23 protein-coding genes and 1 tRNA gene are annotated in these 26,385 nt (G+C 43.7%); 10 read left to right on the top strand and 14 right to left on the bottom strand.

Annotated features, from left to right (window positions below):
* Nucleotides 1-503 precede the first annotated feature (503 nt).
* From ACSQ8O_RS13140 to ACSQ8O_RS13105, 8 genes are all read right to left on the bottom strand, one after another.
* The gene (locus tag ACSQ8O_RS13140) at nt 504-755 is read right to left on the bottom strand and encodes a hypothetical protein (protein ID WP_436241913.1); all 252 of its coding nucleotides are present in this window, start codon (nt 753-755) and stop codon (nt 504-506) included.
* 792 nt (nt 756-1,547) lie between these two features.
* Nucleotides 1,548-1,760 carry a hypothetical protein gene (locus ACSQ8O_RS13135; protein WP_436241912.1) on the bottom strand — a complete coding sequence of 71 codons (213 nt, stop codon included), beginning with the start codon at nt 1,758-1,760 and terminating at the stop codon, nt 1,548-1,550.
* 155 nt (nt 1,761-1,915) lie between these two features.
* On the bottom strand, nt 1,916-2,785 hold the full coding sequence (locus tag ACSQ8O_RS13130; protein WP_056615701.1) for a carbohydrate ABC transporter permease: 870 nt from the start codon (nt 2,783-2,785) through the stop codon (nt 1,916-1,918).
* Complete coding sequence (locus tag ACSQ8O_RS13125; protein WP_436241911.1) at nt 2,785-3,744, bottom strand: ABC transporter permease; 960 nt, start codon at nt 3,742-3,744, stop codon at nt 2,785-2,787. The genes ACSQ8O_RS13130 and ACSQ8O_RS13125 overlap by 1 nt, the downstream gene beginning before the upstream one ends.
* Before the next feature lie 98 nt (nt 3,745-3,842).
* Entirely contained in the window at nt 3,843-5,360 is a 1,518-nt protein-coding gene (locus ACSQ8O_RS13120) for an extracellular solute-binding protein (protein ID WP_056615707.1), read from the bottom strand.
* A gap of 81 nt (nt 5,361-5,441) precedes the next feature.
* Entirely contained in the window at nt 5,442-7,274 is a 1,833-nt protein-coding gene (locus ACSQ8O_RS13115) for a sensor histidine kinase (RefSeq protein ID WP_436241910.1), read from the bottom strand.
* A gap of 2 nt (nt 7,275-7,276) precedes the next feature.
* On the bottom strand, nt 7,277-8,290 hold the full coding sequence (locus tag ACSQ8O_RS13110) for a response regulator transcription factor (protein ID WP_436241909.1): 1,014 nt from the start codon (nt 8,288-8,290) through the stop codon (nt 7,277-7,279).
* A gap of 575 nt (nt 8,291-8,865) precedes the next feature.
* Nucleotides 8,866-10,764, bottom strand: coding sequence for a leucine-rich repeat domain-containing protein (locus tag ACSQ8O_RS13105; protein WP_436241908.1), 1,899 nt, complete (start codon nt 10,762-10,764; stop codon nt 8,866-8,868).
* A gap of 391 nt (nt 10,765-11,155) precedes the next feature.
* Here ACSQ8O_RS13105 and ACSQ8O_RS13100 point away from each other — a divergent pair, with 391 nt between their 5' ends.
* Nucleotides 11,156-11,797, top strand: coding sequence for a restriction endonuclease (locus ACSQ8O_RS13100; protein WP_436241907.1), 642 nt, complete (start codon nt 11,156-11,158; stop codon nt 11,795-11,797).
* Between the two features lie 80 nt (nt 11,798-11,877).
* Here the strand turns inward: ACSQ8O_RS13100 and ACSQ8O_RS13095 are convergent, their stop codons facing one another.
* Nucleotides 11,878-14,517 carry an adenosylcobalamin-dependent ribonucleoside-diphosphate reductase gene (locus tag ACSQ8O_RS13095; RefSeq protein ID WP_436241906.1) on the bottom strand — a complete coding sequence of 880 codons (2,640 nt, stop codon included), beginning with the start codon at nt 14,515-14,517 and terminating at the stop codon, nt 11,878-11,880.
* 279 nt (nt 14,518-14,796) lie between these two features.
* On the opposite strand from ACSQ8O_RS13095, the gene dat reads away from it, so the two are divergent.
* The 4 genes from dat (at nt 14,797) to ACSQ8O_RS13075 (ending at nt 18,775) form a co-directional block, all read left to right on the top strand.
* Nucleotides 14,797-15,627: a D-amino-acid transaminase gene (dat, locus tag ACSQ8O_RS13090; RefSeq protein WP_436241905.1), complete on the top strand. Its 831-nt coding sequence runs from the start codon at nt 14,797-14,799 to the stop codon at nt 15,625-15,627.
* 316 nt (nt 15,628-15,943) lie between these two features.
* On the top strand, nt 15,944-16,996 hold the full coding sequence (locus ACSQ8O_RS13085) for an ABC transporter substrate-binding protein (RefSeq protein ID WP_436241904.1): 1,053 nt from the start codon (nt 15,944-15,946) through the stop codon (nt 16,994-16,996).
* A 70-nt stretch (nt 16,997-17,066) separates the two neighbouring features.
* Nucleotides 17,067-17,981: an ABC transporter permease gene (locus ACSQ8O_RS13080; protein WP_056615896.1), complete on the top strand. Its 915-nt coding sequence runs from the start codon at nt 17,067-17,069 to the stop codon at nt 17,979-17,981.
* Nucleotides 17,981-18,775 carry an ABC transporter ATP-binding protein gene (locus ACSQ8O_RS13075; protein WP_436241903.1) on the top strand — a complete coding sequence of 265 codons (795 nt, stop codon included), beginning with the start codon at nt 17,981-17,983 and terminating at the stop codon, nt 18,773-18,775. Before ACSQ8O_RS13080 ends, ACSQ8O_RS13075 begins: the two co-directional genes overlap by 1 nt.
* Nucleotides 18,776-19,093: 318 nt before the next feature.
* Here ACSQ8O_RS13075 and ACSQ8O_RS13070 read toward each other — a convergent pair whose 3' ends face one another.
* Nucleotides 19,094-19,933: a lipoate--protein ligase family protein gene (locus tag ACSQ8O_RS13070; RefSeq protein ID WP_436241902.1), complete on the bottom strand. Its 840-nt coding sequence runs from the start codon at nt 19,931-19,933 to the stop codon at nt 19,094-19,096.
* Nucleotides 19,934-20,147: 214 nt separating this feature from the next.
* Here ACSQ8O_RS13070 and ACSQ8O_RS13065 point away from each other — a divergent pair, with 214 nt between their 5' ends.
* From ACSQ8O_RS13065 to ACSQ8O_RS13055, 3 genes are all read left to right on the top strand, one after another.
* A complete protein-coding gene (locus tag ACSQ8O_RS13065) occupies nt 20,148-21,938 on the top strand; it encodes a DEAD/DEAH box helicase (RefSeq protein WP_436241901.1) in 1,791 nt (596 codons plus the stop codon).
* Nucleotides 21,935-22,936, top strand: a complete 1,002-nt coding sequence (locus ACSQ8O_RS13060; RefSeq protein ID WP_436241900.1) for a YqhG family protein — start codon at nt 21,935-21,937, stop codon at nt 22,934-22,936. The genes ACSQ8O_RS13065 and ACSQ8O_RS13060 overlap by 4 nt, the downstream gene beginning before the upstream one ends.
* Nucleotides 22,937-23,052: 116 nt before the next feature.
* Complete coding sequence (locus ACSQ8O_RS13055) at nt 23,053-23,994, top strand: hypothetical protein (RefSeq protein ID WP_436241899.1); 942 nt, start codon at nt 23,053-23,055, stop codon at nt 23,992-23,994.
* A gap of 105 nt (nt 23,995-24,099) precedes the next feature.
* Here the strand turns inward: ACSQ8O_RS13055 and ACSQ8O_RS13050 are convergent, their stop codons facing one another.
* Both ACSQ8O_RS13050 and ACSQ8O_RS13045 read right to left on the bottom strand, forming a co-directional pair.
* Nucleotides 24,100-24,291 (bottom strand): YqzE family protein, encoded by a 192-nt coding sequence (locus ACSQ8O_RS13050; protein ID WP_056615913.1) that lies wholly within the window; start codon nt 24,289-24,291, stop codon nt 24,100-24,102.
* A 91-nt stretch (nt 24,292-24,382) separates the two neighbouring features.
* On the bottom strand, nt 24,383-24,643 hold the full coding sequence (locus ACSQ8O_RS13045; protein WP_436241898.1) for a hypothetical protein: 261 nt from the start codon (nt 24,641-24,643) through the stop codon (nt 24,383-24,385).
* Between the two features lie 188 nt (nt 24,644-24,831).
* Here ACSQ8O_RS13045 and ACSQ8O_RS13040 point away from each other — a divergent pair, with 188 nt between their 5' ends.
* Nucleotides 24,832-25,056, top strand: coding sequence for a hypothetical protein (locus ACSQ8O_RS13040; protein WP_436241897.1), 225 nt, complete (start codon nt 24,832-24,834; stop codon nt 25,054-25,056).
* Between the two features lie 90 nt (nt 25,057-25,146).
* Here the strand turns inward: ACSQ8O_RS13040 and ACSQ8O_RS13035 are convergent, their stop codons facing one another.
* Nucleotides 25,147-25,800, bottom strand: coding sequence for a Bax inhibitor-1/YccA family protein (locus ACSQ8O_RS13035; RefSeq protein WP_056615922.1), 654 nt, complete (start codon nt 25,798-25,800; stop codon nt 25,147-25,149).
* Nucleotides 25,801-25,941: 141 nt separating this feature from the next.
* Nucleotides 25,942-26,025: transfer RNA gene (locus ACSQ8O_RS13030), tRNA-Leu, on the bottom strand.
* A 111-nt stretch (nt 26,026-26,136) separates the two neighbouring features.
* On the opposite strand from ACSQ8O_RS13030, the gene ACSQ8O_RS13025 reads away from it, so the two are divergent.
* Nucleotides 26,137-26,322, top strand: coding sequence for a hypothetical protein (locus ACSQ8O_RS13025; RefSeq protein WP_436241896.1), 186 nt, complete (start codon nt 26,137-26,139; stop codon nt 26,320-26,322).
* Nucleotides 26,323-26,385: the final 63 nt, after the last annotated feature.

Here is a 26,385-nt window from a genome sequence, read left to right as displayed (position 1 = left end):
AAGGGCAATTTGACCCGTGGAGACATGGGAGTGAAAATCGCTAAGGGCACCGTGGAGAATACGTGCATCATTTGGAATGAATTGGGTGAGTTAGCTTCACCTCTGTTCCCGCATGCCTTTTTAACGACAGATCCTAATTTATCTCGCTATCTTTCATTCATCAACGATATCTAAAAGATGAAATCCTGCGAATAGACGAGCTTGCGTGAGAAAATCAAATCATACCGAGGGAGCTTAATATCATCTAGTGTCCATATCCGTGTGATACTTGAGAGAGATACGCTATTATGACAACAAAAACAAGGATAATACTCATTAAAACAAATGCATAGCCTGTCAATCGTGCTGTCAAATTTCTTTTATACAGTTTAGATTTACGTATAAACAGAAATCCAACCCCCAGCAACAACACAATATTATTCCAACGTAATCGTCCAAGGAATCATCCCTTATCTTGATTATTACTTTTTCATTTGTGTTTATATTGATGCAAAAATTAGACTTTAGTTCAGCACTATCAATGTTTTCCCTTTAATTTCTAAAGCCTCTTCATCAGATATTTCCACTAATATTCCGATTATATCTAGGCGTCTGTTCTTAAAATTGCTCCCATAATTTATCATTTCTATACCTTTGATTTGAATTTCTTGAGTAACATTTTCTCTATTTCTTAATGTATCACCGATGTTAATGGTTGAATTCGGATTATTAATTTCCACTTCCGCAGAAACAGATTTCATTTCTCTTTTGCCCATTCCCCATCGTGATCTCCCCTATCAATCGATCTTACATTGTCAAAGGCAAAGTTAAATTTATTCAAGAAAATTATCTAGTTATCTCCTTAGTTTTATATTAATAATTTCAAATATTTCTAACTGATTTTCTGTACTAAGTTTTCTAAATGCACTGATTAACTCACTCTCAAATGAAGTTGTTTGCAAATTACGATAATGAGACTCTTTCTCTTCATCCACTTGGTTAATAGAACCAGTAAGCAACCACTCCAATGAACATTACCTTGAGAAACACCAATTAGATTTGAAAAATCAACTTGATTTAAGTTATGGATCTTTCTCAACCTTTTTATGTTTTCACCAATAATGTTCATGGAAGCCTCCCTTGGAAAATAACGACTTATGACAAAAGTTATTCCATAAATTTTCAAGATAAAATTCACGAACTTCTATTCGCTCTCATTCTAAATTCATGCTTACTTCCTAATCGCATAGCACGTAAAAAATCCCGATGTATCAAGGCTTTAAGCCACATCGGGACTAGTCTAAGTAGTGACAAAATTACGTTCCAAATCTATGACAAATGACGTTCCAAACGATGACAAAGTGAATTACAACTCACATTCTGGAATTTCACAACAAAATTGTGATGTTTCATAAATAATTATAAAACGGAGTCCGCAAACCCGCGTGGCTCCGTTTCTGTTGTTTCAGAATTTGTTAGATTTAAAGTTCGACTCGGCGAAAATAACTGTTTGTTGCAGAATTCGTTAGAAAAAAATTTCAGCCTTAATACGGTTTATACATAAATATTCATCGAAAAATTTTTATCAGGAAAAGCTTATAGTTCTTAGCATTTTCATGATATTTGCGATTTTGATTAATATCAGTTTTACCGTACACGAGGCCAAGATCATCGCCCGCAGCAATGTGGAGCTCTGTTATGCCGCCGTTCTGTACGAATGGGATGCAATAAGCCTCCGACCACTCCGGGCAGTGATTCTCGGGTACTGCGTATTGGATCATGACGTCAGCTCGTTCCTCCTCTCCCGAGACAGGGTCCGGAACTGTGCCAAGTACCTATTCATGGTCACGCGCTTTACCATCTTCCATGCAGACGGACAGGCGAGTCAGATCTTTCGGTATGCGCCAAAGTAAGTCTCCTCCTCTTGCATATACAGTCATCCTTTAACTGAACCTACGAACATCCCCTTATTGAAATGCTTCTGAAGAAACGGATAGATAACGAGTAACGGAAGTGCCGTAATCAAAATTGCTGCCATACGCGCAGCAGGGGTGTAAGTAAATAACACTTCGTTCAATTGACCAGTTTTCTCATCATTAAGGACCAACATTTGTCTTAAGAATACTTGAAGCGGCCACTTTGAATCGTCATTTAAATAGATAACGGCTGAAAAATAAGTATTCCAGTTTCCAACCAGATAAAATAAGGTAAATGTTGCGATCGCAGGCTTCGCCAAAGGCAAGATAATCGTTGCGAACATCCTCCACTCCCCGCAGCCATCTATCCTCGCCGATTCCTTAAGTTCGTTAGGAAGAGCCGCAAAGAAGCTGCGCATAACGATCACATTAAAAGGGGCGATTGCCACTGGAAGCCATAGCGCCCAATAGGTGTTGGTGAGCCCAAGTCCGTCCACGATTAAATAAGTCGGGATCAGGCCGCCGGAGAATAGCATCGTAAACAAGATTAAGAAGTTAATGACAGACCTGCCCTTAATCCAAGATTCCGACAAACCGTATGCCATCAAAGAAGTAAGGGTGATATTGATAAGTGTTCCGACAACGGTAATGATCACTGAACTCTTGAACGCGCTAAGAAAGCCGGGATTGTTCAATAAGTATTGATAAGCTTCCAATGTCCAAGAGCTTGGGAGGAGAAAGAAGCCCCGCGTGTAGTAATCTCGAACTGGAGCGAACGAAGTCGTAATTACGTACAATAGCGGAAACAGAATCGAAATCGTGAAGATGATAAGAAAAGCGTATAGGAGACACGTAAAAACGAGGTCGCCCTTCGAAATGCGTTTCACCATTAATACACCCCCTCCTCTCCGAATCGTTTCGCGATTTTATTCGCACCTAAGACCATTACGAGTCCTACGAACGATTTAAACAATCCGATCGCGGTAGCATAGCTGAAATCGCCTTGTACTAGTCCTTGGCGATATACATAGGTTTCAAAAACGTCCGACACTTGAAGGTTCATTGGATTCTGCAGCAGAAAAATATGTTCGAAGCCAACATCGATAAAATTTCCAACCCGCAGAATAAGCATGATCAGAATAACGGATTTCAGCGATGGCAAGGTAATATGCCAGATTTGGCGAATCCTGCTTGCTCCATCCACCCTGGCAGCTTCATACAATGCTGGATCGATAGAAGCGATTGACGCCAAATAAATAATCGCGCCCCAACCAGCTCCTTGCCAAATATTGTGAAATATCCAAACCCAGCGAAAATATTGCTGATCCGTCATCAAATTGATGCGGTCATATCCCAAAGCTTCCAACATCATGTTTACACCGCCATCTTGCGCCCGGAAGAATATCATCGTGATTCCAACAATGACAACCCATGAAAGAAAATGCGGCGCGTACAATATGGTTTGCATGGCGTTTTTAAAGTATTTAAATCTCACTTCATTGAGCAAAATTGCGATTAGAATCGGGAATGGGAAAGCTATCACGATATCCAGAAGATTTAGTAGTAATGTGTTTTTAAGTAACAGCAAAAAGTCACTCTCAGAGAATAATCGAACGAAATGGTCGAATCCGATCCACTCACTCTTCCATACGCCTTGAAATGGTGAGTAATCCTTGAATGCGATGAATAGACCGAACATCGGACCGTATCGGAAGATTAGGAAATACAACAGCCCTGGAAAGATCATCAAATAAAACGGGAATGCTCGTTTTAAGTACTTTGCTTTTGTTTTCGCCGAAGGAATCGATTGTGCTCTTGCGATATTCGTGTGTGATACCTTTTGATTCATAGATTTCTCTACCTCCAAGTCCAACCTAACACGAGCGTGAAGAGTAGGACAGGCCGCAATAAAGATGCGGCCTGTCCTACCGAAGCTCGTGAAAGTCATTATTTCTGTACCGCTGCTTCGTTGATTTCTTTTATGATTTGTTCCCCACCATTTGCAACCCAGTCCTTGGAAGCCTTATCGATGGATTCGACTGGCTGTTCACCCATAATAATTTTGTACGTTGCTTCTTGAAACTTTGCGTTCAAATCAGCGCTCTTCTTCTTGTAAGTATCCGAATAGACTTCAAGTCCCATTGCGGCATTCGGCCATGGATATTTTTCGACAAGTGCTTTGTAATCCTCATTACGTTTAATTTCAGCTGGGCTAGTCCATAAATAGAGGTTGAAATCCGTTCCTGGACGTTTAAACAGATTGCTGTTCAGGTGGCGTGGCACGTCAGGCTCCCACTTATCGGTGATCTCGTACTTCCCTTCTGCGTTCTTCTTATAATGGACACCTTCGACACCATTCTTCATGACCTTCGTACCTTCCTCTGTGACCCACCAATCAAGGATTTGAAGAATGCGATCGATCTTCTCCTTACCCGCCTTCGCGTTGATAACCTGCTTGGTAAGGCCGATCGCCATATTCGTGTTTCCGCGAAGTCCCGCAGGTCCGGCAGGCGGAGCCATAGGAACGATAACCGGTTTCGTTTCAGGGAAGGTTTTTTTGACAGCTGACTCAATGTCATTGTAAGCGTTGTGGTACTGAAACAGACCCAGTTTATTCGACTTCATTAGATCTTCAATCTCAGGCGTCTTGCGAAGCACAAAGTCTCGATCCAACACGCCTTCACTATAAGCCTTCTTCATGAAGGCAAGATAAGCTTTATATTCCTCAACTTGCAACTGGTGCGGGATTAGTTTCCCATCTTTCTTTGTCCACTCGTTTGCAATGCCGAACGCATTACGGAGAGAGATGTTATTGGCTGCAAAGCCTACCGTGTCATTTTTGCCGTTCTTGTCTGGATCCTGTTTCGCGAACGCCTTGGCAATTTCATAGAATTTGTCAACTGTAAATTCATCTGCTGAAGGAAGCTTCATCCCGAGGTTATCCAGCCAGTCCTGTCGGATTTGCACCGTATCCCTAACAGTCCAGCTAATTTCAGGGAGACCGTACAGCTTTCCACTGGGGTTAAGTACTTTCACAGCTTCATGATCCATCGGGAAAGCTTTGCTTAGGTTCTTATATTCCGGTAGTACTCCCGATAAATCCATGAACGCGCCTTCACGCTGCCAAGTTATATACGTGTCACTGTATGCTCGATATAAATCCGGCAGAGAACCCGACGCCGCCATAACCTTCAATTTCTCGTTGTACTCAGGTCCGTTAATAAGCTGGAGCTTAATGTCAACATTAAATTTTTCATTTAAATACTTGATAGTTGGGTGATCTTCTGCCCATTTCGGACCACTCCAGTACTGAGCAGCTATCGTAATCGGGATTCTTTCTTTATTTTTCCCGGAATCTGACGATGTACTTGCACTCGGTGCGTTTCCACCGTTATCGCCAGATGAACAACCTGCGATCAGGCTAAGGGCAAGAAAGGATCCTGTAACCGTCTTTGTTAGCTTCATTTAGAGTAACACTCCCCTTGGTTATATTCTCTTGACAATGTTAAGTATATAACTTCCCTTAGCCCAGAAAATTGTACAATCTCACGAATTGTTATACGATTTGTGAAAAGGAATTCTCACCGAAACGACTGTTCCCTGCTTAGGAAAGGAGTGGATGTCGATGCCATACCCTTTTCCGTAATAAAGCACTAACCGATGATGAACGTTAGTGAGTCCAAGCGATTCATATGATTTCATTCCCTGCTCTATCTGATTCGTAATGGTTGCCAACCGTTGTTTCAGGTTGCGTAAAATGGTTTCATCCATACCTACACCATTGTCCGCAATCTCGATAATCAGGTCATTACCGTCGGGATATGCACTGACAAGCACAGCAGCCTTTCCGTTACGGGGTTCAACCGCATATTTCACCGCATTCTCGACAATGGGCTGTAAAGACAGCTTGATAATAGGTGTTAGCAAATACTTCTCATCCACATAAACTTTGCTTTCGAAATGTTTGGTAAAACGTATATGAATGATCTCCAGGTATTTCTTAAGCTTCTCCAGCTCCTCCTCAAGACTAATCTCCTTCGGCTCCAACCTTGCGGTAAATCGATATAAGGATGCTAAATTTTCTGCCATTTTCTCTATCCTAGGAACTCCCTCCAAGAACGCGATACTCTTGATGATATCCAAGGTATTGTACAAGAGGTGAGGGTTGATTTGATTTTGAAGTGCTTGAATCGTCGCCTCTTTCTGAAGCAGCTGCATCTGGACCTCCTTGAGCTCCATACTGTACAGCGTATTGACAAGCTCATTCAGTCTCTCCGCCATACGATTAAAACTTACACTCAGCAGTTGTATTTCGTCACGCCCTGGCGTAACAGGCGCCCGGACGGATAAATCTCCGGTCTGCAGCTTTTCCATCGCTTTCTTCAGCTGCATCATTGGACGCGTAATCCGATTAGCTGCAATCGGTACAGCTATGATAATAAGCAGAATGAGCAGCGCCATGACGACGATTGCGGAAATTTGAGCGATTGCCAAGCCTGTCGCCATTTCCTTCAGCGGCACTAATGCGATCGTCTTCCATCCTGTGAGGTTTGAGATGCTATAGGAAACAAGATATTCTTCCCCCCGCCATTGCTGCAGGGAGTTTGGCTCATCCAGCGTAAGCCAGGAAAGCTCCGTGTCTTCAATTGGAGATGAGAGCATATTAGAGCTAGGGTGATAGACGATTCTTCCATCTGTTGACACCATAAAGATATAACCGGTTTTGCCAATGCGCATGCTCCCGATCATATTCTTGATCTCGGTCAATCCCATTTGCAGCACAAGGCGGCCCGATATCTTTGTATTATTCACGTCAAAAATCGGAATGGCAGCTTCAATAAGAGGAATATTGCCACCGTCCCTGTACATAGTGGGAAATATTTCCAATTTGGGGCTTGGTGGCATCTGATACCACGGTTGTCTTGCCAATTCGGTATCTGTTGTCGTTCCTGACGACTGCAAAACATTTCGATCCTTTGATATTAGATACATGTTCTCGATTTCTGGATAATTAAACGCAATATACTTATTGAGAATCTCTTTGATCATAGCCTGCTTTTCGGGCCCCACCGAGGACGCATCTCGAAGCCAATCCTGAATTATGGACGAGTCCCCTATCTGCAGGAGTACACTTGAATAACGTAATACCCCTGCATTCATGGCATACGTTGATTTAGCGATTTGCTGAAAATAGATTTCCAATTGATGGTTAAGACTTTCGGTCGTGGTTTCTGCGATGTTGTAGAAATCCTGCTGGGTCGAGCGACTATAATAATAATGAGAGACATAATTCATTAACAATACTGCGATCATGGCTATGCTGATAAAACTTAGAATGATTTTTTGTTTCAAGGACATGCGATAGAGAAAATGTTTCATGTTCATATCCCCAAATTCTTCCGATATTCATTGGGGGACATCCCCGTCATATTTTTGAAAACTCGTATAAAATAGGTTTGGCTCGAGAATCCAACTTCTTCGGCAATTGCGTATATTTTATCCTTAGAGTTTCGAAGAAGCTCCTTCGCCTTCTCCACTCGCACTTGGTTGATATAACTTATCAGCGATTCCCCGGTATATCTTTTGAAGAGGGCGCCGAAATGAGAGATGCTTAAATCTGTATACTCCGCCATTTGCGTAAGTGTGATGTCATCCTGATAATGGGTACGAATAAAATCACATGCGGATTTAATGATTTGTTTGAATTCCTTTTTATTACGTTCCGGATGAAGGAACCAGGCTTCTACCAATTTGCCCAGATGCGATCGAATTTCTTGATCGGGAACCCCGTTGAATTGAGCTATTGTCATATGCTCCGCTTCAATGCTGGCCAGCAAAGAGCAGATTTTGGACTCGATAATTCTAAGCAAGCTTAAGTAAGCGCCATAGTTCAAATGCTTGATGATTTGTATATCATCAATAAGTTTGTATATTTTTTTTATACCCTCCTTAGGGTCCAAATCATTGATTGTATCGAAATAAGTTTGGATACGAATCAAATAATGATTCATTTTCTCAATTTCCGTTAATTTCCCCATTGCATCCAACACAGCTTCCCGCAATTCATCCCGATTGACAGGCTTAAGGAGGTACTTATTCACACCGTAACTAATTGCTCTTTGCGCATATTGAAAATTTTCATACCCGCTGATGATAATAACGGCCATCGGGATTTTGTTCTCCGAAATATTTCGAACCAATTCCAGTCCATCCATTTCCGGCATCATAATATCCGTTATTAATACAGTTGGCCACAGTTGCTGAATCACGTGCCAAGCTTCAACGCCGTTCGTAACATCCCCTACTACTTTAATGTCATGTCCTATACTTTCTACCGCTTCGACAATAGCCGCTCTGATCCATGGTTCGTCCTCTGCCACTAGTACTTTTAACATATGAGCCTCCATACTTTTTTTATAAGAATAGCTTACTCTGTTCTTTCTTGGGAAGAACATTTCGAATATTAACTGTTACTCCAAGTCGAAGTCATTGATCTTACGGTGGTTGATGATTGCTAAACGATGAAGGTATCCTTTAAAAGACTCATTTGAATACATTTCTAAATGGTTAGAAAACCTCATTTCAATAATCTCTCCATTAACAAAAATACAATAAGGGTAGGCAATGTTCATATTCGCCTACCCTTATTGTATTTTTATTCAATTTTTTGCATAAATATTTCATTCCAACGAATTATGAAATAAATATTCCAAAGATATTTGAAACAATTCTAATTAATTATGGAATTTCACAAAAATTGTGATATTTCAAAATAAATTAGAAAACGGAGCCCGCAAACCCGCGGCGCTCCGTTTTGGTTGTTTCAGAATTGTTTAGAATTTAAAGAACTCCGCGGTGAAAATGAGTGTTTATTGCAGAATTCGTTAGAAAAAATATTTAGTAATATTTTTTACTTATGCATAATTATACAAAGCATTATATGATCCTAATCATTCCTTCAATATTGTTATTAATTGGCTGTAATTACGACCGTCTTTTTTGAGGCATCCCATTTAACCTCTGCTCCTAATGCTTCACTGACAAGTCTAATAGGGACAAATGTACTGCCGTTGATTATTTGAACTTCTGTGTCTAGCTCCTTTACTGCCCCATTAATTTCCATCTTTTTAGAACCTACCTGAAGTTTTAATGACAAATTTGATTTAGTTGCAACAACAGAACGAGTATCACTCTCCCATGTTACTTTTGCATGTAGCGCCTCGAATATTTTCCTCATAGGAACATATATTGACCCTTTCATATTTTGAGGATCTTCTTCAGTCGAATATTCTTGAATTTTACCATCTATCTCTACAAATATGTGATCACCATAAGAAGTGACCACCCCATTCTCTTGTCTAACCATTAACCAATTCAAAGAATCTTCACTGATAGGATTATTAGCTACATATATTTCCCAAAGTTGATTTTGACTTTCTAAAATTGAAATATCCGATAAATCATTATTAATAAGAGATATCCTTCTCAGATCCGTTTGTGAGGACAAAACTGATATATTAGAGATGCCATTCCCATCCAAATAAAGTGATTGCAATTTATTAACTTTTTCTAATGGCATTAAATTAGCAATACGATTATTTTGTAGTTCTAGTGAAGATAATTTAGTTTGACTTTCAATTCCCTTGAGATTGCTAATCATATTATCATTTAAAGTGAGTATTGAAAGCTGCGCTAGGGTTTCTAGAAAATCAAGTGAATTAATTCCATTATGATCTAAATAGAGTGAGTTTAACTTAGGCAATTTAGCTAATGGATCCAAATTAATAATCGGATTATAACTAAGTTTTAGAAACCGTAATTGTTTCAAAGAACTCATTGGTGTGATATCTGTAATCTTGTTATGTTCTAAGTAAAGTGAATCTAATAGATCTGAATCATATAAAGGTGAAAGGTCCGAGATCTCATTTTTTGATAAAATCACAGTTCGAAGTTTCTTAAGCTTTAGAAGAACATGAATATCCGAAATTCGGTTATTATCTAGATCAAGCCTATAAAGATTAGTCAGATTCTCAAGAAAGCTAATATCTTTTAAATGTAGTGATCCTAAATTAAGATTCGTAAGATTTGTGAGTTGTTTTATTACACTTAAATCTTCAATCGGATTATTTGATAATTCTAAGCCGCCTAGTTTGTTGAGTCCGCTTAATGAGTTAATATCTTTTATTAAATTATCTTGAACACCCAAGTAGCCCAAATTGAGCAGACTTCGTATTGAACTTATATCTTCAATTTGATTTTCCTTAAGATCAATAAATTTTAATGAATGAAGTTTCGACAATGGGGAAATATCACTGATTTGATTATGATAGGCAGTAAATCGTTCTAATTGTTTGAAATCTTGTAGAGGGGAAAGATCAGAAATTTGATTATCAGCTAAATTTAATTCCTTTAGTTGTGAAGCTCCTTTAAGGAAACTAATATCAGTAATATTACTCGCAGCTAAATCTAAAACTTCTAACTGTTTCATTCTCCCCAATAATTCCATATTACTTAATTTATTGTATCGAAGAGTTAATACTCTAAGATTCTTCAAACCCAAAAGTGGACTAATATCTTCGATTTCATTTACTGCTAAGAATAAATTTCTTAAATTAGTCGCATGCTCCAATCCATTTAAATTAGTAATCCCTTGCCAAGTTGTAGGCCCTAATGTAACCAATTTATCCATGTCAGCTTGTGTTAAGGGAGAATCGTCTTTTTTAAGTTGTTTTCGAATCACTCTATCTAGTGCAGGGTCTTCAAGAGTAACAACACTACTTCCGTCAGCTGACACAGTAAGTGGAAGGATTAATACAAAAATCCATATAAAACTTATAGATATTATATTGAATAGGGATTGCTTTTTCACAAAATGAACCTCCAATATAAATATTTGATAGCACGATATAGTAATTCGAGTTGTCTCACTTTATTCCTTTTTAGGGAAAGTTGGGAAATGAAAAATAATACACTTATTGGAAAGCTCGGTTGTCAATTATCCCTATATATTAACCTGAAGGTAGGAATTCGAAAATTTAATTTAAATATGCGATATTAGTTGAATTTAAAGGCGATACATTGCCGAAAAAAAAATTAATAAAGGAGCAGATGAGGAGTTATCTCATCTGCTTCTTTATTAATCTGAATCGATCCAAGTTTATGCCTTGTATAGCTAGCAGCCCCGCTCATAAAGTGTGGCTGGAGTATGTCTTGATTACAAAGTGGAAATAACTTGTTAGAAAAGGAGAGGAAGTTAAATAATGGAAATCTTATTCACTTTTTTAATTATCACTATTATAGGATTCGGTATCTACAAGTACAATTTGAAAGAAAAAGAACTTGTTTCTCTTCGTTCACTTTCCACTAAATTACTCAATACGAATCACCAAATGTATAAAACAATTGCAATGGGATTGTATTATCGGTTTAAAAAGGAAGACAAAAAAGAAGACGAATTAAACAAACAGGCCATCACTAGCAACTTTATAAAGAACAATCCTTATGAATTCGAATATTTTGTGGCCGATATTCTTGAAGGAATTTACGGAGGGACAACATACGTTACACAAAGTTCAGGGGATTTTGGGGTAGACATCGAACATCAACGGAGTAACGGTCTCTTTCTAGTTCAAGTAAAATGCTATAAAGATGATGTCCCGTTTGATCCAATTGCCATTATCCATTCTCAAATTGTAAAGCAGAATGCAAAAGGTGGCATTGTTGTCACCACAAGTGGATTTACTGCAAATGCGCAAACTTATGCAAATGAAGTAGATGTGGAATTGATTGACGGGCTTCAACTTGTTCATTTTTGGTCACTTTATTTGCAAAAACAAGCACATGAGATAGGTCATTCTAACAACGATACAAATGGCAATAACCGTGATTTGAAACCGGCATGAATTTAAAATATAACGATCTTTTGTAAAGAAACAAAATGAAAACAAAAAAAAAATCCAGGGCCTCCGCCCTGGATTTTTCATCAATTACATCTGCTATAGCCGCAGTTGATACAATTCTTACACCCTTCGCTGTTCACCAGCGAAGCCGATCCACACGACGTGCACAGATCCATCGCCGCGACACTCGTCGTGCTCGGAGCCGCGTGCCCGCCAACCCCTGCAGCGCCAGCCGCCGGCGCTGCCTCAACAACTTCACTCGTCGCGGTCACGTAGTTCCGCGCGTCGTCAGGCTCGCTCATCACTTCGTCGTGCTGCTCGAGCGCTTTGGCAACCGCATCTGCGATCGACTCGACGCGGTTGTTGCCAAAACCAATGGCGCCGGAGCCGCCAATGCCTTTCAAGTGCTTCACGAGCAACTTCACTTTGTCACCGTGATCGCCATAGCGCAAGAACAAGGAGCACACGCGCCCAAGTGCTTCGGACATCGCGAACACGTCGGAGCCAGCTTTTCCTACGTTAAGGAAAATCTCACTCGGCGTTCCGTTCATATCATTGATCGTGATATACGCCATACCGAATGGCGTATTCACTTTATAAGTAGCGCCACGCAGAATTTGCGGACGACGCTTGTATTGCTTATCGAAGCCTTGCTCCGTCTTAGCGTCCACATTCACAGCAAGTTTGCCAGAAATGGCAGCAAAGCTTTCTTTCTCCACAACAGCCTCTGCCGCAACAGCTACTGGAGCAACTTCCGGCTGAGCCTCCACTTTCGTTTCTTCCTTCTTATCCGAGCTTGTGCTTAATACCTGGACATCACGGCTGCCATCGCGGTAGATTGTTACACCTTTACAACCCAGATCATAGGCCAATTCATAGAGTCGTTTCGTTTCTTCAACCGTGAAATCAGCTGGACAGTTAGCTGTCTTCGAAATCGAGCTATCCACCCACGTCTGAATGGCTGCTTGTGCGCGAATATGGTCCTCAGCGGACAAGCTCATTGAGGTAACGAAATAATCCGGCAGATCTTGATCTGGATTCGCGTCTTTCCAATTCTGCGCAATCGGCACATACTGTTTATCGAAGCCTAGGCGACTTTGACGATAGTACTCGAATGCGAAGTAGGGTTCGATCCCTGTCGATGTGCCAACCATCGTCCCGGTACTTCCCGTTGGTGCTTGGGTAATTACTGTCACGTTACGCATACCATTCTGATGAATGGCCGCTCCAACCTCAGGATATACCTCTGTCATTTTGCGCATAAAGCCGCTTTCCATAAATTTATCCTCGATAAAGGCTTGGAAGGATCCCTTCTCGCCTGCAATCTCAGATGAAGCTAGATACGCTTCTCTCGCCATGAACCCATATATCTTGTCCAAGAACTCGAGTGATTCAGGGCTGCCGTACCGTATTTTCAAAAGAATCATAAGCTCCGCCAGACCCATCGTACCTAATCCTACCCGGCGCTCATTTTGCTGATTCACCCGATTTTCTTCAAAATGATACGGTGTTTTGTCAATGACATTATCCAGAAAACGCGTTGAATAGCGCACGACGGTAGCAAGCTCTTTCCAATCGACGTCGTGCTTCTCTGCATCATAGAACTTCGATAGATTGATCGCTGATAAATTACAAACACCCCAAGCCGGAAGCCCCTGTTCCCCACATGGATTCGTACAAATGATTGGATTGAAGTACCAACTGTTGGACATCTGATTGTAATATTCCAAGAAAACTACGCCAGGCTCAGCGGATTTCCATGCCGACTCAATAATCGAATGCCAAACATCACGCGCGCGAACCGTGCGATAAGGTTTAACCGCCTTGCCTAATTTCTTCCACGCATCTAAGTTACCATCCCATAACTCATTGTACTCTGGATCTGTCGTATCCGGGAACACCAGTTCCCACTCCAAATCTTCCTTCACTGCTTTCATGAAGCCATTGCTGACACACACGGATAAGTTAGCATTCGTAATCTGCCCCATGGTGGACTTTACTGTAATGAAATCCTCCAAATCCGGATGCCAATCATTAATCATCAGCATTAACGCCCCACGACGGCTGCCACCTTGCTCGATCAATCCTGTCGTATAACTAAATAATCCGCCCCAAGAGACAGCACCGCTGGACGATCCATTTACACCTTTCACCACAGAACGTCTTGGACGAAGCGAAGACAGATTGATCCCAACGCCACCACCGCGTGACATAATTTCCGTCATTTCGGTCAACGTGTTCATAATCCCACCGCGACTATCCTTCGGTGAAGGAATAACGTAGCAATTGAACAAAGTCAATTCATCACTCGCATCCGCGCCTGCTGCAATACGGCCCCCAGGTACAAGTTTCCAATCGTTCAGAATATATCTGAACTTCTCCGTCCATTCCTGACGCTTCTCCGCTGTCTTCTCAACCGAAGCCATCGCGCCTGCCAAGCGATCCCACATTTCTTCCGGTGTTTTCTCCATATTTAACGTTAGTTTCTCAACTGCAGATTCCACGGTTTCCCCACTGCGCGTTCGAACTTTCACGGTATTTCCTTCACGACTAATAATTTCGCCAACCTCTTTAGCTGGGAATTTAGGATCATCCTTGGTCAAAACGAGGACGGTATCCCCCACCTTCGCATGACTCGTATCTGCGTTCTTAAGTGCGTAGCGATCCAAAAAGATTTTCTCACTTAATCCCGTTAACTTCTTGCTCTCATAAACATTCCCCATGCCATAAGCCTCCCAATAGACTACATATTCAGCTGCATTTAAGATAGTCGCTACAAGAGTTAGTAGCCCTTATTTCTCAATATATGGTAGTGCCAAATTATTATACTACACAACATATGGATGTACCATTGGCAAAAGAACCAAATTCACTCTAGTCACGAATATACTAGCTTTTGACGCGTCTCTCATCCTTTGTTAACCTATAAGTAGGATACCACATCAGGGCATTATTTAGAACATATGTTCCATAATTATTTTATTCCTAAGGAGTGTACCCACATGTATTTTTATAAAAATGAATTCGTACATAAACAAGACATTCAAATCTCACCTGATGATCGCGGCTATTACTTTGGTGATGGTATTTATGAAGTGTTTCGCGTCTACAATGGACAGATTTATGAAGGCCCCGCACATATGCAGCGACTCGAACGAACAGCTAGTGAAGTACGCCTTCCCTTACCGCATACGAGTGAAGAAATCCTATCTATATTAAACAAGCTCATTCAACACAACAACCTCATCGAAGGAACGGTTTATTTGCAAATCACTCGCGGAGAGGCTCCTCGCGCGCATCCATTCCCGACACAGGCTGAGCCGGTTTTACTAGCCTATTGTACTGAGGTCAAGCGTCCTTTAGCCACCATTCAGAATGGCATCAAAGCCGTTACACAACCTGATATTCGCTGGTTACGGTGCGATCTCAAGACCTTAAATTTGCTGCCAAATGTCCTAGCGAAGCAAGCTGCACTTGATCATGGTGTACAAGAAGTCGTGCTTCATCGAGAAGGAACTGTCACCGAATGCAGCGCATCGAATCTGATGATGGTAAAAGATCAGGTTCTCTACACGCATCCTGCCAATCATTTAATTCTGCATGGTATTACACGTGCTGTCGTACTCCGAATTGCGCATGCCTTACAACTACCAGTCAAGGAAGAATCTTTCACAACGGAACAACTTCTACAGGCGGATGAAGCTTTCATCACAGGCACGACGGTAGAAATTACACCAATCCTTCAAATAGACGGCCAATCGATTGGTTCTGGTTCACCTGGTCCAACAACACAGAAACTTCAAGCTGAATTCGAACGAACCTTTCTTAACTAAAAGACTTCCACTATCCCCAACATTACAAGGGCAGCCTTAGTCATCTCATTAGGCTTCTAAGGCTGTCCTCCTTATTGCGTACAAGCCTCCTCCCTTCATTCGCAAGTCGTCATTCCCCTCCCGACAAATCTTTACAAATAAATCACAAATTCGGATAAAACAATTGACGGAAACCCCATGAGCCAATTAAACTATGGTTAATTATAAAAAGAACTTGGGCACCTCGTCTCTCACGCTTTGCTGAACGAAAGCGTTAAAGTGGTGGGAGAGCAATGCGTCCAAGCAACATCTGGGAACTTAGAGAGGGGTAATTTTGTTGAAAAAGAAAGCACTCACATCCATCGTATTATCAGCAGCTATTATGTTAGTCGCAGGTTGTGGTCAAAAAGCTGAGCCAACACCTGCAGCAGGTGGCGCAGCCTCAACTACTCCGGCAGCTACAGCAGCCGCATCCAAGACTTACAAGATCGCGATTTCACAAATTGTTGAACATCCATCATTGGATGCAACACGCCAAGGTTTCCTTGCAGCACTTAAAGATGCAGGTATCGTAGAAGGCACGAACTTGAAAGTTGACTTCAACAACGCACAAGGTGATCAACCGAATAACTTATCCATCGCTCAAAAAATTGCTTCCGCAGACAACGATCTAGTACTTGGTATTGCGACGCCATCCGCACAAGCAGTCGTGCAGCAAGTGAAGAAGGCTCCAGTTCTTTTCGCAGCTGTTACTGACCCTCTTGCAGCTAAAATTGTAACCAACGTGGACAAGCCAGGCGGTAATGTATCCGGAGCTTCCGATACGAATCCAATGGCCATCGCCCAATTGATGGACTTCGTTGCAGCTAACATGCCGAAGATTAAGACAGTTGGTCTTGTCCTGAATGAAGGTGAACCAAACGCTGTCATTATGGCCAAAAATGCCGAACAATCTTTAACCAAGCATGGCATCAAGCTCATTAAAGCACCTGTTACGAACACATCAGAAGTTAAACAAGCTGCACAGTCCCTTGTTGGTCGTGCAGACGCATTCTTGATTACGCTTGATAACACGGTTGTTAGTGGTGTGGATGGTATCATTCAAATCGCGAACGATAAGAAGATCCCATTCTTCTCCAGTGACCGTGATACCGTTGAAAAAGGAGCTTTCGCAACAGTTGGCTTCAAATACTATGATCACGGCTACCAAGTAGGCCAAATGGCTGTCGACATCCTCAAAAATGGTAAAAAACCAGCAGACATGAAAGTAACTGTACCTGACAAAATGGATCTCATCCTAAACCTAAAAGCAGCTAAAGCACAAGGCATCGAAGTATCCGATGCGATGAAAGCTGCAGTAAAAGATAAAGAGAAAAATATTATTCAGTGAGTAGAAAGACACTAAAGGGGTGAACGTCACTTTCGTTCACCTCTTTTTTTCAAAGTTAGGAGGAATAATGATGATGGATTCTATGACTGGTGCCGTCGAGCTAGGACTTCTCTATGCGTTGATGGCGCTAGGTGTTTATATTACGTTTCGTATTCTTGATTTCCCCGATCTAACCGTGGACGGTAGCTTTACAACAGGCGGTGCCATTGCTGCGATTCTGATTGCAAATGGCTATTCACCGCTTCTTGCTTGTTTAGCCGCTTTTGCAGGTGGACTTGTGGCTGGTGCTTGTACAGGACTGCTTCATACGAAGGGTAAAATTAATGGGCTGCTGTCCGGGATTCTCATGATGATTGCCTTGTACTCGATTAATATGCGAATCATGGGCAAGCCTAACATTTCGCTTCTAGGAGTAGATACGTTGTTTACTTCCATGTCACCAATTACTGTTGTTTTGATCATTGTGATTGTATTCAAATTGTTGCTCGATGCGTTCCTGCATACCGATCTGGGTCTTGCCCTCCGTGCAACCGGGGACAACGCACGCATGATTCGCAGCTTCGGTGCCAATACGGACCGAACCACGATTCTAGGCTTGAGCTTGTCAAATGGATTAGTGGCTTTATCCGGTGCACTTATTGCGCAGCAATCAGGCTTTGCCGACATCTCGATGGGTATCGGGATGATCGTGGTCGGACTAGCTTCCGTTATTATTGGGGAAGCGATTTTTGGGGCTCGCTCCGTTTTCCAAGCGACGCTTGCTGCTGTACTCGGTTCCATCGTGTACCGAATCGTTGTCGCATTGGCGCTTCGAGTCGAGTGGCTGAAAGCGTCCGACTTGAAGTTAATTACCGCGATTATCGTCATTATCGCGCTTGTTCTGCCTTCGGTACAGCGAGCGATCAAACAAAAAGCGAATGCGAAGAAGCGCTCTGCTGAGCTCCTCGAGCTCGCGCTGCAAATGAACAAAGGAGGTGAGCGATAATGCTGCAGCTCTCGAACGTTTCCAAACTCTTTAACCCTGGTTCTGCCGACGAGAAAATTGCGCTCATCGGTATCAACCTAACTCTGAAGCCCGGTGACTTCGTCACGGTCATCGGCAGTAACGGCGCCGGTAAATCGACGCTGATGAACATCATTTCCGGTGTCATGACGCCTGACGCCGGCGAAGTCGCTATCAATGGTGAAGTTATTCACCATCTGCCTGAGTACAAGCGCAGCCAGTGGATCGGCCGCGTCTTTCAAGACCCCATGGCGGGGACCGCTCCTCGTATGACCATCGAGGAGAATCTCGCCATGGCGTATGCCCGCGGCAAGAAGCGCGGGCTCAGCTTCGGCACCAACGCGCGGAAGCGCGCGCTGTTCCTGGAACAGCTGCAGCGCCTCGGTATCGGCTTGGAAAGCCGTCTGCGCGCGAAGGTCGGTCTGCTCTCCGGCGGCGAGCGACAAGCCCTCAGCTTGCTAATGGCAACCTTCACCGAGCCGCAGATTCTGCTGCTTGATGAACATACAGCCGCGCTTGATCCCGCGCGGGCTGAACTGATCACACGATTGACTGAGGAAATCGTGCGCGAAATGAAGCTGACCACACTCATGGTCACGCACAATATGGAGCAAGCGATTCGTCTCGGCAACCGCCTGATCATGATGGATAAAGGTCGCATCATTCTTGATGTGAACGAGGAACGGAAGAAGAACCTCACGGTAGCGCAGCTGCTTGGCGAGTTTGAGAACATCAGCGGCAATAAGCTAGCAGATGACCGAGTCGTACTCGGGTAATTAAAGAAGGACAGTCATTAGCGTAGATTATTCTACCTAATGGCTGTCCTTTTATTTGGAAGTATTCCGATGAATCAGCTAACTGTAAAAACTCCAGTTATATTAGATCATTTTCAGTCAATTGCTTGAATAACTGGAGAACCTACAGCTAATCCAGCGAGTTTTGACCAAGCAGCCAAGATTGGCTGATATTACCTGTAATAAATCCATTTATTCTTAAATAATTAGCCATTTCTTCTAATTTAACTACATAAAATCCATTTATTCTACATCACCATCATGGCAAGGCATTTCTACCTGGCCAACCTTGCGCAACCATTAACGCCGTAAATTCCACTCATCCGTGCCGTATTTCTCGGAAACAAGACGCTCCGTAAGTTCAACCTCATAGTCCGTCAACGACGACTCGACGAGTTCGACACCTAGGCCTAGCCCGATTTCACGCCGGAACGCTTCCTCAACTTCGCCTAGCGTAACTTCCGCTTTCCCTTGCGCACGCAGCAATTCATTAATCGCCACCGCTTTCTTCAGAAAGCTTTGTTTCATGCGATCTGCCACCTTCTCATTGGAGAAGCGCAGCAACCGAAATAATTGATCCGTATCCATATCCAGCAAGATCGAGCCATGCTGCAACACAACGTTTTTCTGCCTAACCTGCGCGCTGCCAGCGACTTTGCGACCTTCCACAACCAACTCGTACCATGAAGGTGAATCGAAACATGCCGCAGAGCCAGCGGAGGCATACTTCTCTTTTTCCTCCTCGCTGGCCAACTGCACCATTTCTGCTGCTAGGCCTAGCGCACGAAACCCTTGCAATAACCCCTCACTCAACACGCGATAAGCCTCTGTCACATTGCGGGGGATGCCTGGATAATCCTCAGCTACGATAATGCTATACGTCAGCTCTTTATCGTGCAGCACAGCTCTCCCTCCAGTGGGCCGTCTCACAAATCCGATTCCCTCGTTCGCTACCGCTTCCTGATCCACTTCTGCCGCCTTTTGAAAATAACCAATAGATAATGTAGCAGGATTCCATCCATAGAAACGCACCGTTGGCGGAACTTTGCCTTCACTGTGTGCGGTAAGTATCGCTTCATCTAAAGCCATATTTTCAGCAGGAGATCGATCCCCTGTATGTATAAATCGCCAAGCTGTCATCTCATTCGACTTCCTTTCGTGTAGAACGTCACTTTTTCCCAAAAACTAATCTCTATCATAGCATATTCAAGTTCAGCGTTCGACCTCTGACAACGTCCCCTAGTAAAACTCTTACATGGGAAAAGTTATGAAAGATTCTTCTCTGGACATACTAACAAGTATGCGACGTTTGCGAGGGTAGGCGCAGTATCAGAACGTTTAGGAGGGCAAAGCCATGCGTCAACATGATCAGCAAGAGAACATTCGCCCCATTCATAAACAGCTGGATATGCATTTTGAGAGGGACTGGTTTACCGAGCTGGACAATCGTGTACGTGGAGGAGGTCCTTGGGATGACTGGACCTTATATCAGCTTGCCTACGAATCGGAAGAATCGGGGCTTATTTCTACGTTTGATGATATGCAATGCCTTGCGCATTTAGGGACCTTAGAACCTATGGCGCATCAGATTGATACAGCGAAACGAGTGCTCAACGAGATGCGTGGACGTGCCATTTTGGCCGATGAGGTTGGACTTGGGAAGACCATTGAAGCTGGTTTAATTTTAAAAGAATACATGATCCGCGGGCTTGTCCGTAAAACACTCATCCTTGTACCCGCTTCCCTTGTGCTGCAATGGGTTCGGGAATTGAATACCAAATTCGGCATCCCTGCCGTTGCGCATAAGAAAGCCTACATGTGGCAGCAAGCTGACATCATTGTCGCCTCGATGGACACTGCCAAAAGGGAGCCGCATCGCGAGATTGTGATGGGCCTTGAATACGATATGCTCATCGTCGATGAAGCGCACAAGCTGAAGAATAAGAAAACGACTAACTACACGTTCGTCAACGAGCTGCGCAAAAAATACTGCCTGCTCCTCACAGCTACGCCTGTGCAGAACGATCTCAAAGAGCTTTACAACCTGATTACTCTGCTGAAGCCAGGTCAGCTTGGCGGGCAGAACAGCTTCAAGAGCAACTTCGTTGTTGGCAAACGGACACCGAAGAATGAGATACAGCTGCAGCAAGAGCTTTCTAAGGTGATGATCCGTAACCGTCGAGGAGACGGGGGTGTTCACTATACGAAGCGGATTGTACGTAATATTCCTCTCACACTCTCGGATGATGAGCAGGCGCTCTATGATGGGGTTACGAATTTCGTACGAACACGCTATTCCGAAAGTGGTGGCGATCTCAGCTCCATGCTTTCGATGATTACGCTTCAGCGTGAGGTCTGCAGTTCGCGAGACGCTGTATTTATTACGCTTGTGAATTTATTTAAAAAGACAGCCGAAGACTCGCCAGTACGTCCTAAAATCTGGGAGCTCGTCGAGCTTATTCGCAGCATTAAGTCCAACAGCAAAGCAGAAACGACGATGCGACTTATCCAAGACATCAATGATAAAGTCATTATTTTCACGGAGTATCGGGCATCCCAAGAATATTTATTGAACTATCTTAAGGAACATAAGATTACGGCCGTCCCCTATCGCGGTGGCATGAATCGCGGCAAAAAAGACTGGATGATGGATTTATTCCGAAATCGGGTACAAGTACTTATAGCTACCGAGGCGGGTGGCGAGGGTATTAATCTGCAATTTTGCCACAACATGATCAACTTCGATCTGCCGTGGAACCCAATGCGCGTGGAACAACGGATCGGTCGGGTTCATCGCCTCGGGCAAACGCATGATGTGAACATTTACAACTTATCCACAAGGAATACCATTGAAGAACATATCCTTTCGTTATTGCACGAGAAAATCAATATGTTTGAATTAGTTATTGGGCAGTTGGATACGATTTTGGAGAAAATTGAGAAACGCGGCTCGCTTGAAACATCCCTGTTCCGCATGGTGATGGAAGCCGGCTCCGGCGAGGAAATCCGTCGTAAAATCGATGAGCTCGGACATTCCATCAGCGAAGTAAGAGAAGAGATCGAACAAAATCCGCAATATGGCGCCAAGTTCCAAGATATTCTTGATGCTGTAGGCGGTTCCCAAGGTATGGAGGTGGGCCCATGAATAAACGAAACATCCACTCGTTCGTGATGCGATTTCTGGAAGCCTACGATTGTCAGATTCTAGAGAAAACACCTGCCTCAGTGACGGTTAAGCTCTCTCCCGAGGCAGATCGGGAAATGACGGGCCGACCTTACTATTGGAGCTTCATTGAGCGAACAGGTGCTGCTGCGGAAACAATGACGTATAAATTCGTGATCGATCCCGAGCAAATGAAGCTGGAGACGAAGCCGAAACCCGCTGCTATAACCGCTGTCCAAAGCCCTCCGTCCACTGGCTACGGGCCATCTGGTACAGGCAGTGCTGGTGCTCCTGCAGGTAGTGCGCCGGACAGCATACTCGGCCGTTATTTCGGCTTCGTTCCGACGACCATCACTACACGTGTACCACAAGATGATGTCACTTTCGGCAGCCGACGACTTGACCAGATCTTCGGTATCGTCCGCGAGCGTGGTCGGTTCATACATGTATTCGAAGAACCCTTCCCGACAGGTGCGACGTATCATGCCTCCCTCGTCTACAATACGTGGCTCTGTGTGAACTACAAGGTTGAGCTTCTTTGTGATCGCAAACGTACAGAAATTCATTCCCTTGCGATTCAGCTGGGCACCGGTGAAATTCGCGAGCATTTTCATAAGCAAATGCTAACAAAAAGTCTGTCGCCGAAGCTCCCTGCGAATAGTCACATTTTACCGGATACGATTTCAATTCCGAAGGCCATCAATGCCCTGGAAATGATGCTCGAGCGCAAGGTCAGCACCTACGACCACCGCTGGGCCGATGAAGCGAATGCCCGGCATCGCAGTGAAATCGATCGTGTGGAAGGCTACTACAACGGCCTTTTACTTGCAGCAGAACCTGACAAAAGAGATGAAATCGAAATTCAATGTCGGAATCGCTTGGAAGAGATCGATTGGCAGCATAAGCCACGGATTGCTGTATCCGTCATTAATGGCGGACTATTTCACTTAAATGCGAGCCGAATCGCATCCAGAAACTGACGCAAGTCGCTAAAACCTCGCAAATAACCCGCAACAGGTTCTAACATTCTTTTTAAGGCATACGCATTACAATAGTCACATACACTAAGAGGTTAGCGAGAGGCAGGTGAACGAAGATGAAGTCGTGGACCACTTGGACAGCCACTTGTATTATTTTGTGCAGTATTGGCTTCATGCCCTTACACACTTCAGCTGTTGACAACATAGGCGGGACAAGCCCTACGCAGGCGCAAGTGAAGGAACCTAAAGCAGCAGCTTCAGCACCAGACTTGACGAGTACATCATCATTCGGTTCAACAATCAGTAAGTGGCAGTCGACGCTTGCGAAGGAAGATGGTTTTGCAGGTTGGCTGAACGCACGCTGGAACAGCTATCCACTTGGACCTGGCACCCATGGTTGGGTCGTCATCCTCACCGATCAAGGTCAAGAAGTGGGCTACATGATTGTGCATGCCACCGACTCTGGCGGTTTCCGTTTGACCGAATATGGGACAGGCAAATCTCCGCTCTTTAGTTTAGCTACGTTGTATCGCTCTTTGATACAACAAGAACTCATCCCTTCAGGAACTTTATACGACGATTTTGTGCAAAATGAAACGATCATTGAAGACCGCTTATATATGGATACCCTTACTTCTGTTTGGAAAATCGCCCTGGATGACGAGACCTATTATCTCGACGCCAAATCAGGGGAATTGCTTCCGCTGACGGAGGACCCAACGCCACGCACGGCGTATGATTTGAGTGTCTCAACCGATTTATCGCATGGTACTGCTCAAAGCTTGATACGCCCCCCATTTGATCCCTATGAACGGATGCCTTGGATTAAAGGCACACCCTTGCAAGTGTCAACCTTGCCTGAGCTCAAGATTGCCCTTGAGCAGCAAGGTGATCTAACTTACGTCACGGAGTTGTATGATGGTCAGGTGACGATGCCGTTAACTGTGTTAGGTTATCAACAATGGATATATGGGGATAACTATCTCATACTCGAACATGATGGCCCGCGGTATGTAGGATTGGATGCTTCGCTAGCGCTTGGGAAGATCTATCCGTAATCAGAGGGAACTAAACTGCTATCTGTTTCACAATAAAAAGTGGCTGATCACAAGTAGAAGATTCTACAAGTGACCAGCCACTTTTTGCACATGTAACCACACTCATCATTTTCTCGACTTCGTCCGCCCAAACAACATCCGCGTTGCTAATGGCAGCATCCCAAACCACCGTGTCTGCCAACCCTCACGTTGTTCCTTCATCGATGCCTTGGCTTGTTGACGAACTTCCTTCGGTGTGTCGATATAGGTAACGACTTGTTGGGTTATGTACTTCACAAGATCATCGCTTTTTGCCATACGCCCACCTGCCTTTTACCCTTATTGTTACCAGAGCAACAAGGCTTTAAACTACACGAAGACAGGTGGCGGGCCGCTTACTTATTGCCATTCACCCTGGTCTTCCGCCGCTCTCAGCAATAATTTTATCTGCAAAGGATTTTATCGTGCCACAGCCTAACAGCATCGGCTTATTATCGCATTGCAACAGCAAGGTTTGAGCATTCGTATCCCAGGCATATTGGAAGCCAACATTCATGCTGACGACTGAAATCGTAAATTTGCCTGATGCTGTGTTAGGAATAGCAAACCCCTGCCTCCTGCCTACCTGCTGCAATGCTCTGAATACGGAAGGCGAAATCCCTTTATACATCCATGTGCTACAAGTTGCCATAGGTCTTCTCACCTCTTTCAATTAGGATCATTAAATTGTATGAGGCAAGAGCATAAATCGTGCTTATTTCAATAAAAAGCCTATTTTCGAATCGTTGCAATTGCTTCTAATCTCGTCCAACAAACATAAGCTAGAGTAACTAGAGAGAGAAAGAGGTGTTGGTTTGAATGTGGGAACTAATGCTTGCAACCGAGCAACTTGAAGTTTATATGGATGAAGTCAATCTAAGACTCGAGATCCGATTGAAGTCAGAACGGGATTCTTCCCCTTTAACAATTCGTATGAACCATACAGATTTGACCCAGTTAATCTATACCCTGCTGGAAATCAATCGCAGCTTTCGAGGAGATATTCCTTTTTTTCATACGAAAAAGCTGCCAGGCAAAGCTTAACCGGGCAGCAAAAAAAGCACGATGCACTCCACCACCTTCCAGTGGTTCGGAGCCATCGTGCTTTTTTCTCATCGAATGTAGATCCGATGTTTAGTTTCTGTTGATTCCCGCGATAGAAGCGATGAATCGCAAAATGTATAGGAACAAGTTAATAAAATCAAGATAAATATTCAATGCAGCAAGTGGAACGGCTTCCGCTGCGACACCGTTACGATACTGTGCTACATCATAGAGCACCCAGCCGCTGAAGATCAGAATCCCCACCATGGACCATACCAAATTCATCATGGATCCAAAGTGTAAGAACATGCCGAGCACACTCATTAGTACAAGTCCAATCGTTCCTGCAAATAAGAATCCACCTAAGAAGCTAAAGTCACGTTGGGAGCGGTGAGCATAGAAGGCCAATGAGCCAAAAATCGCTGCCGTTGCAAAAAAAGCACCCGACACCACACTAGCCCCCAGTTGACCGCCGTACGCCATGATGACCGGATATAGCGTTACCCCCGAAATGGCTGTAAATGCGTAGAGAAAGCCGTAGCCAATATTTTTGCCGCGAATACGAATCACGATAGCGGCTACCAGCATCGCGACCTCTGCAATGACGAAAAGCATAACCATGGATGGCGGTACAACCATCGCTCCGATCAATGTTCCAAGAAATGAAACCAATAGGGAAATGGCAAACGTTTGAAGCACATGTGCAAAGCTGCCGGATTGTGTAATCGTAACGGTTCTATCCATCAAATTCAGCTCCTTTAGATATAAAGAAATGTACAATCTATCCTATGTATTATACCTGTAATTCATGAAAACCGCTACAGGGGTACTGTTGGACATGAAAACACCCTTCTCTGAGAAGTCAGAAAAGGGTGTTTCGAGCGATGCGATCAAGAGGACTCGAACCTCCACGGGGGTAAGCCCACACGGACCTGAACCGTGCGCGTCTGCCAATTCCGCCATGATCGCGTTTACAAAATTAATATACCATGTGACGCAAAAGCTCGTCAATGAAACTTTTGTCACTAGGTATAATTTGGTGACCACTTCCTAAACCTAATCCCAAAGGAGGTATGACCTATGAATGAAGAAGAAATCAAAGCACTAGAGCCGAAATATACGGGCAATCAGCGTCATTTGACCGAGGGTGAAGCAGAGGGGATCGTCCATGATCCGAATTTCAAAAACGAAAATGAAGATGACGATCTCTCTGATATCGACGCGCTAGCGGCAGGACTCGGTTATGGTGTGTTCCGCAGAACGTAGCTAAACCAACTGCACAAACGAGGAGGGCTCCTAACCATCAAGCTGGCGAGGGCCCTCTTTTTG

The sequence above is a fragment of the Paenibacillus sp. LjRoot56 genome, from assembly GCF_964253335.1.
Lineage (GTDB): Bacteria > Bacillota > Bacilli > Paenibacillales > NBRC-103111 > Paenibacillus_E > Paenibacillus_E allorhizoplanae.
This window is presented reverse-complemented; position numbering and strand designations above follow the sequence as displayed.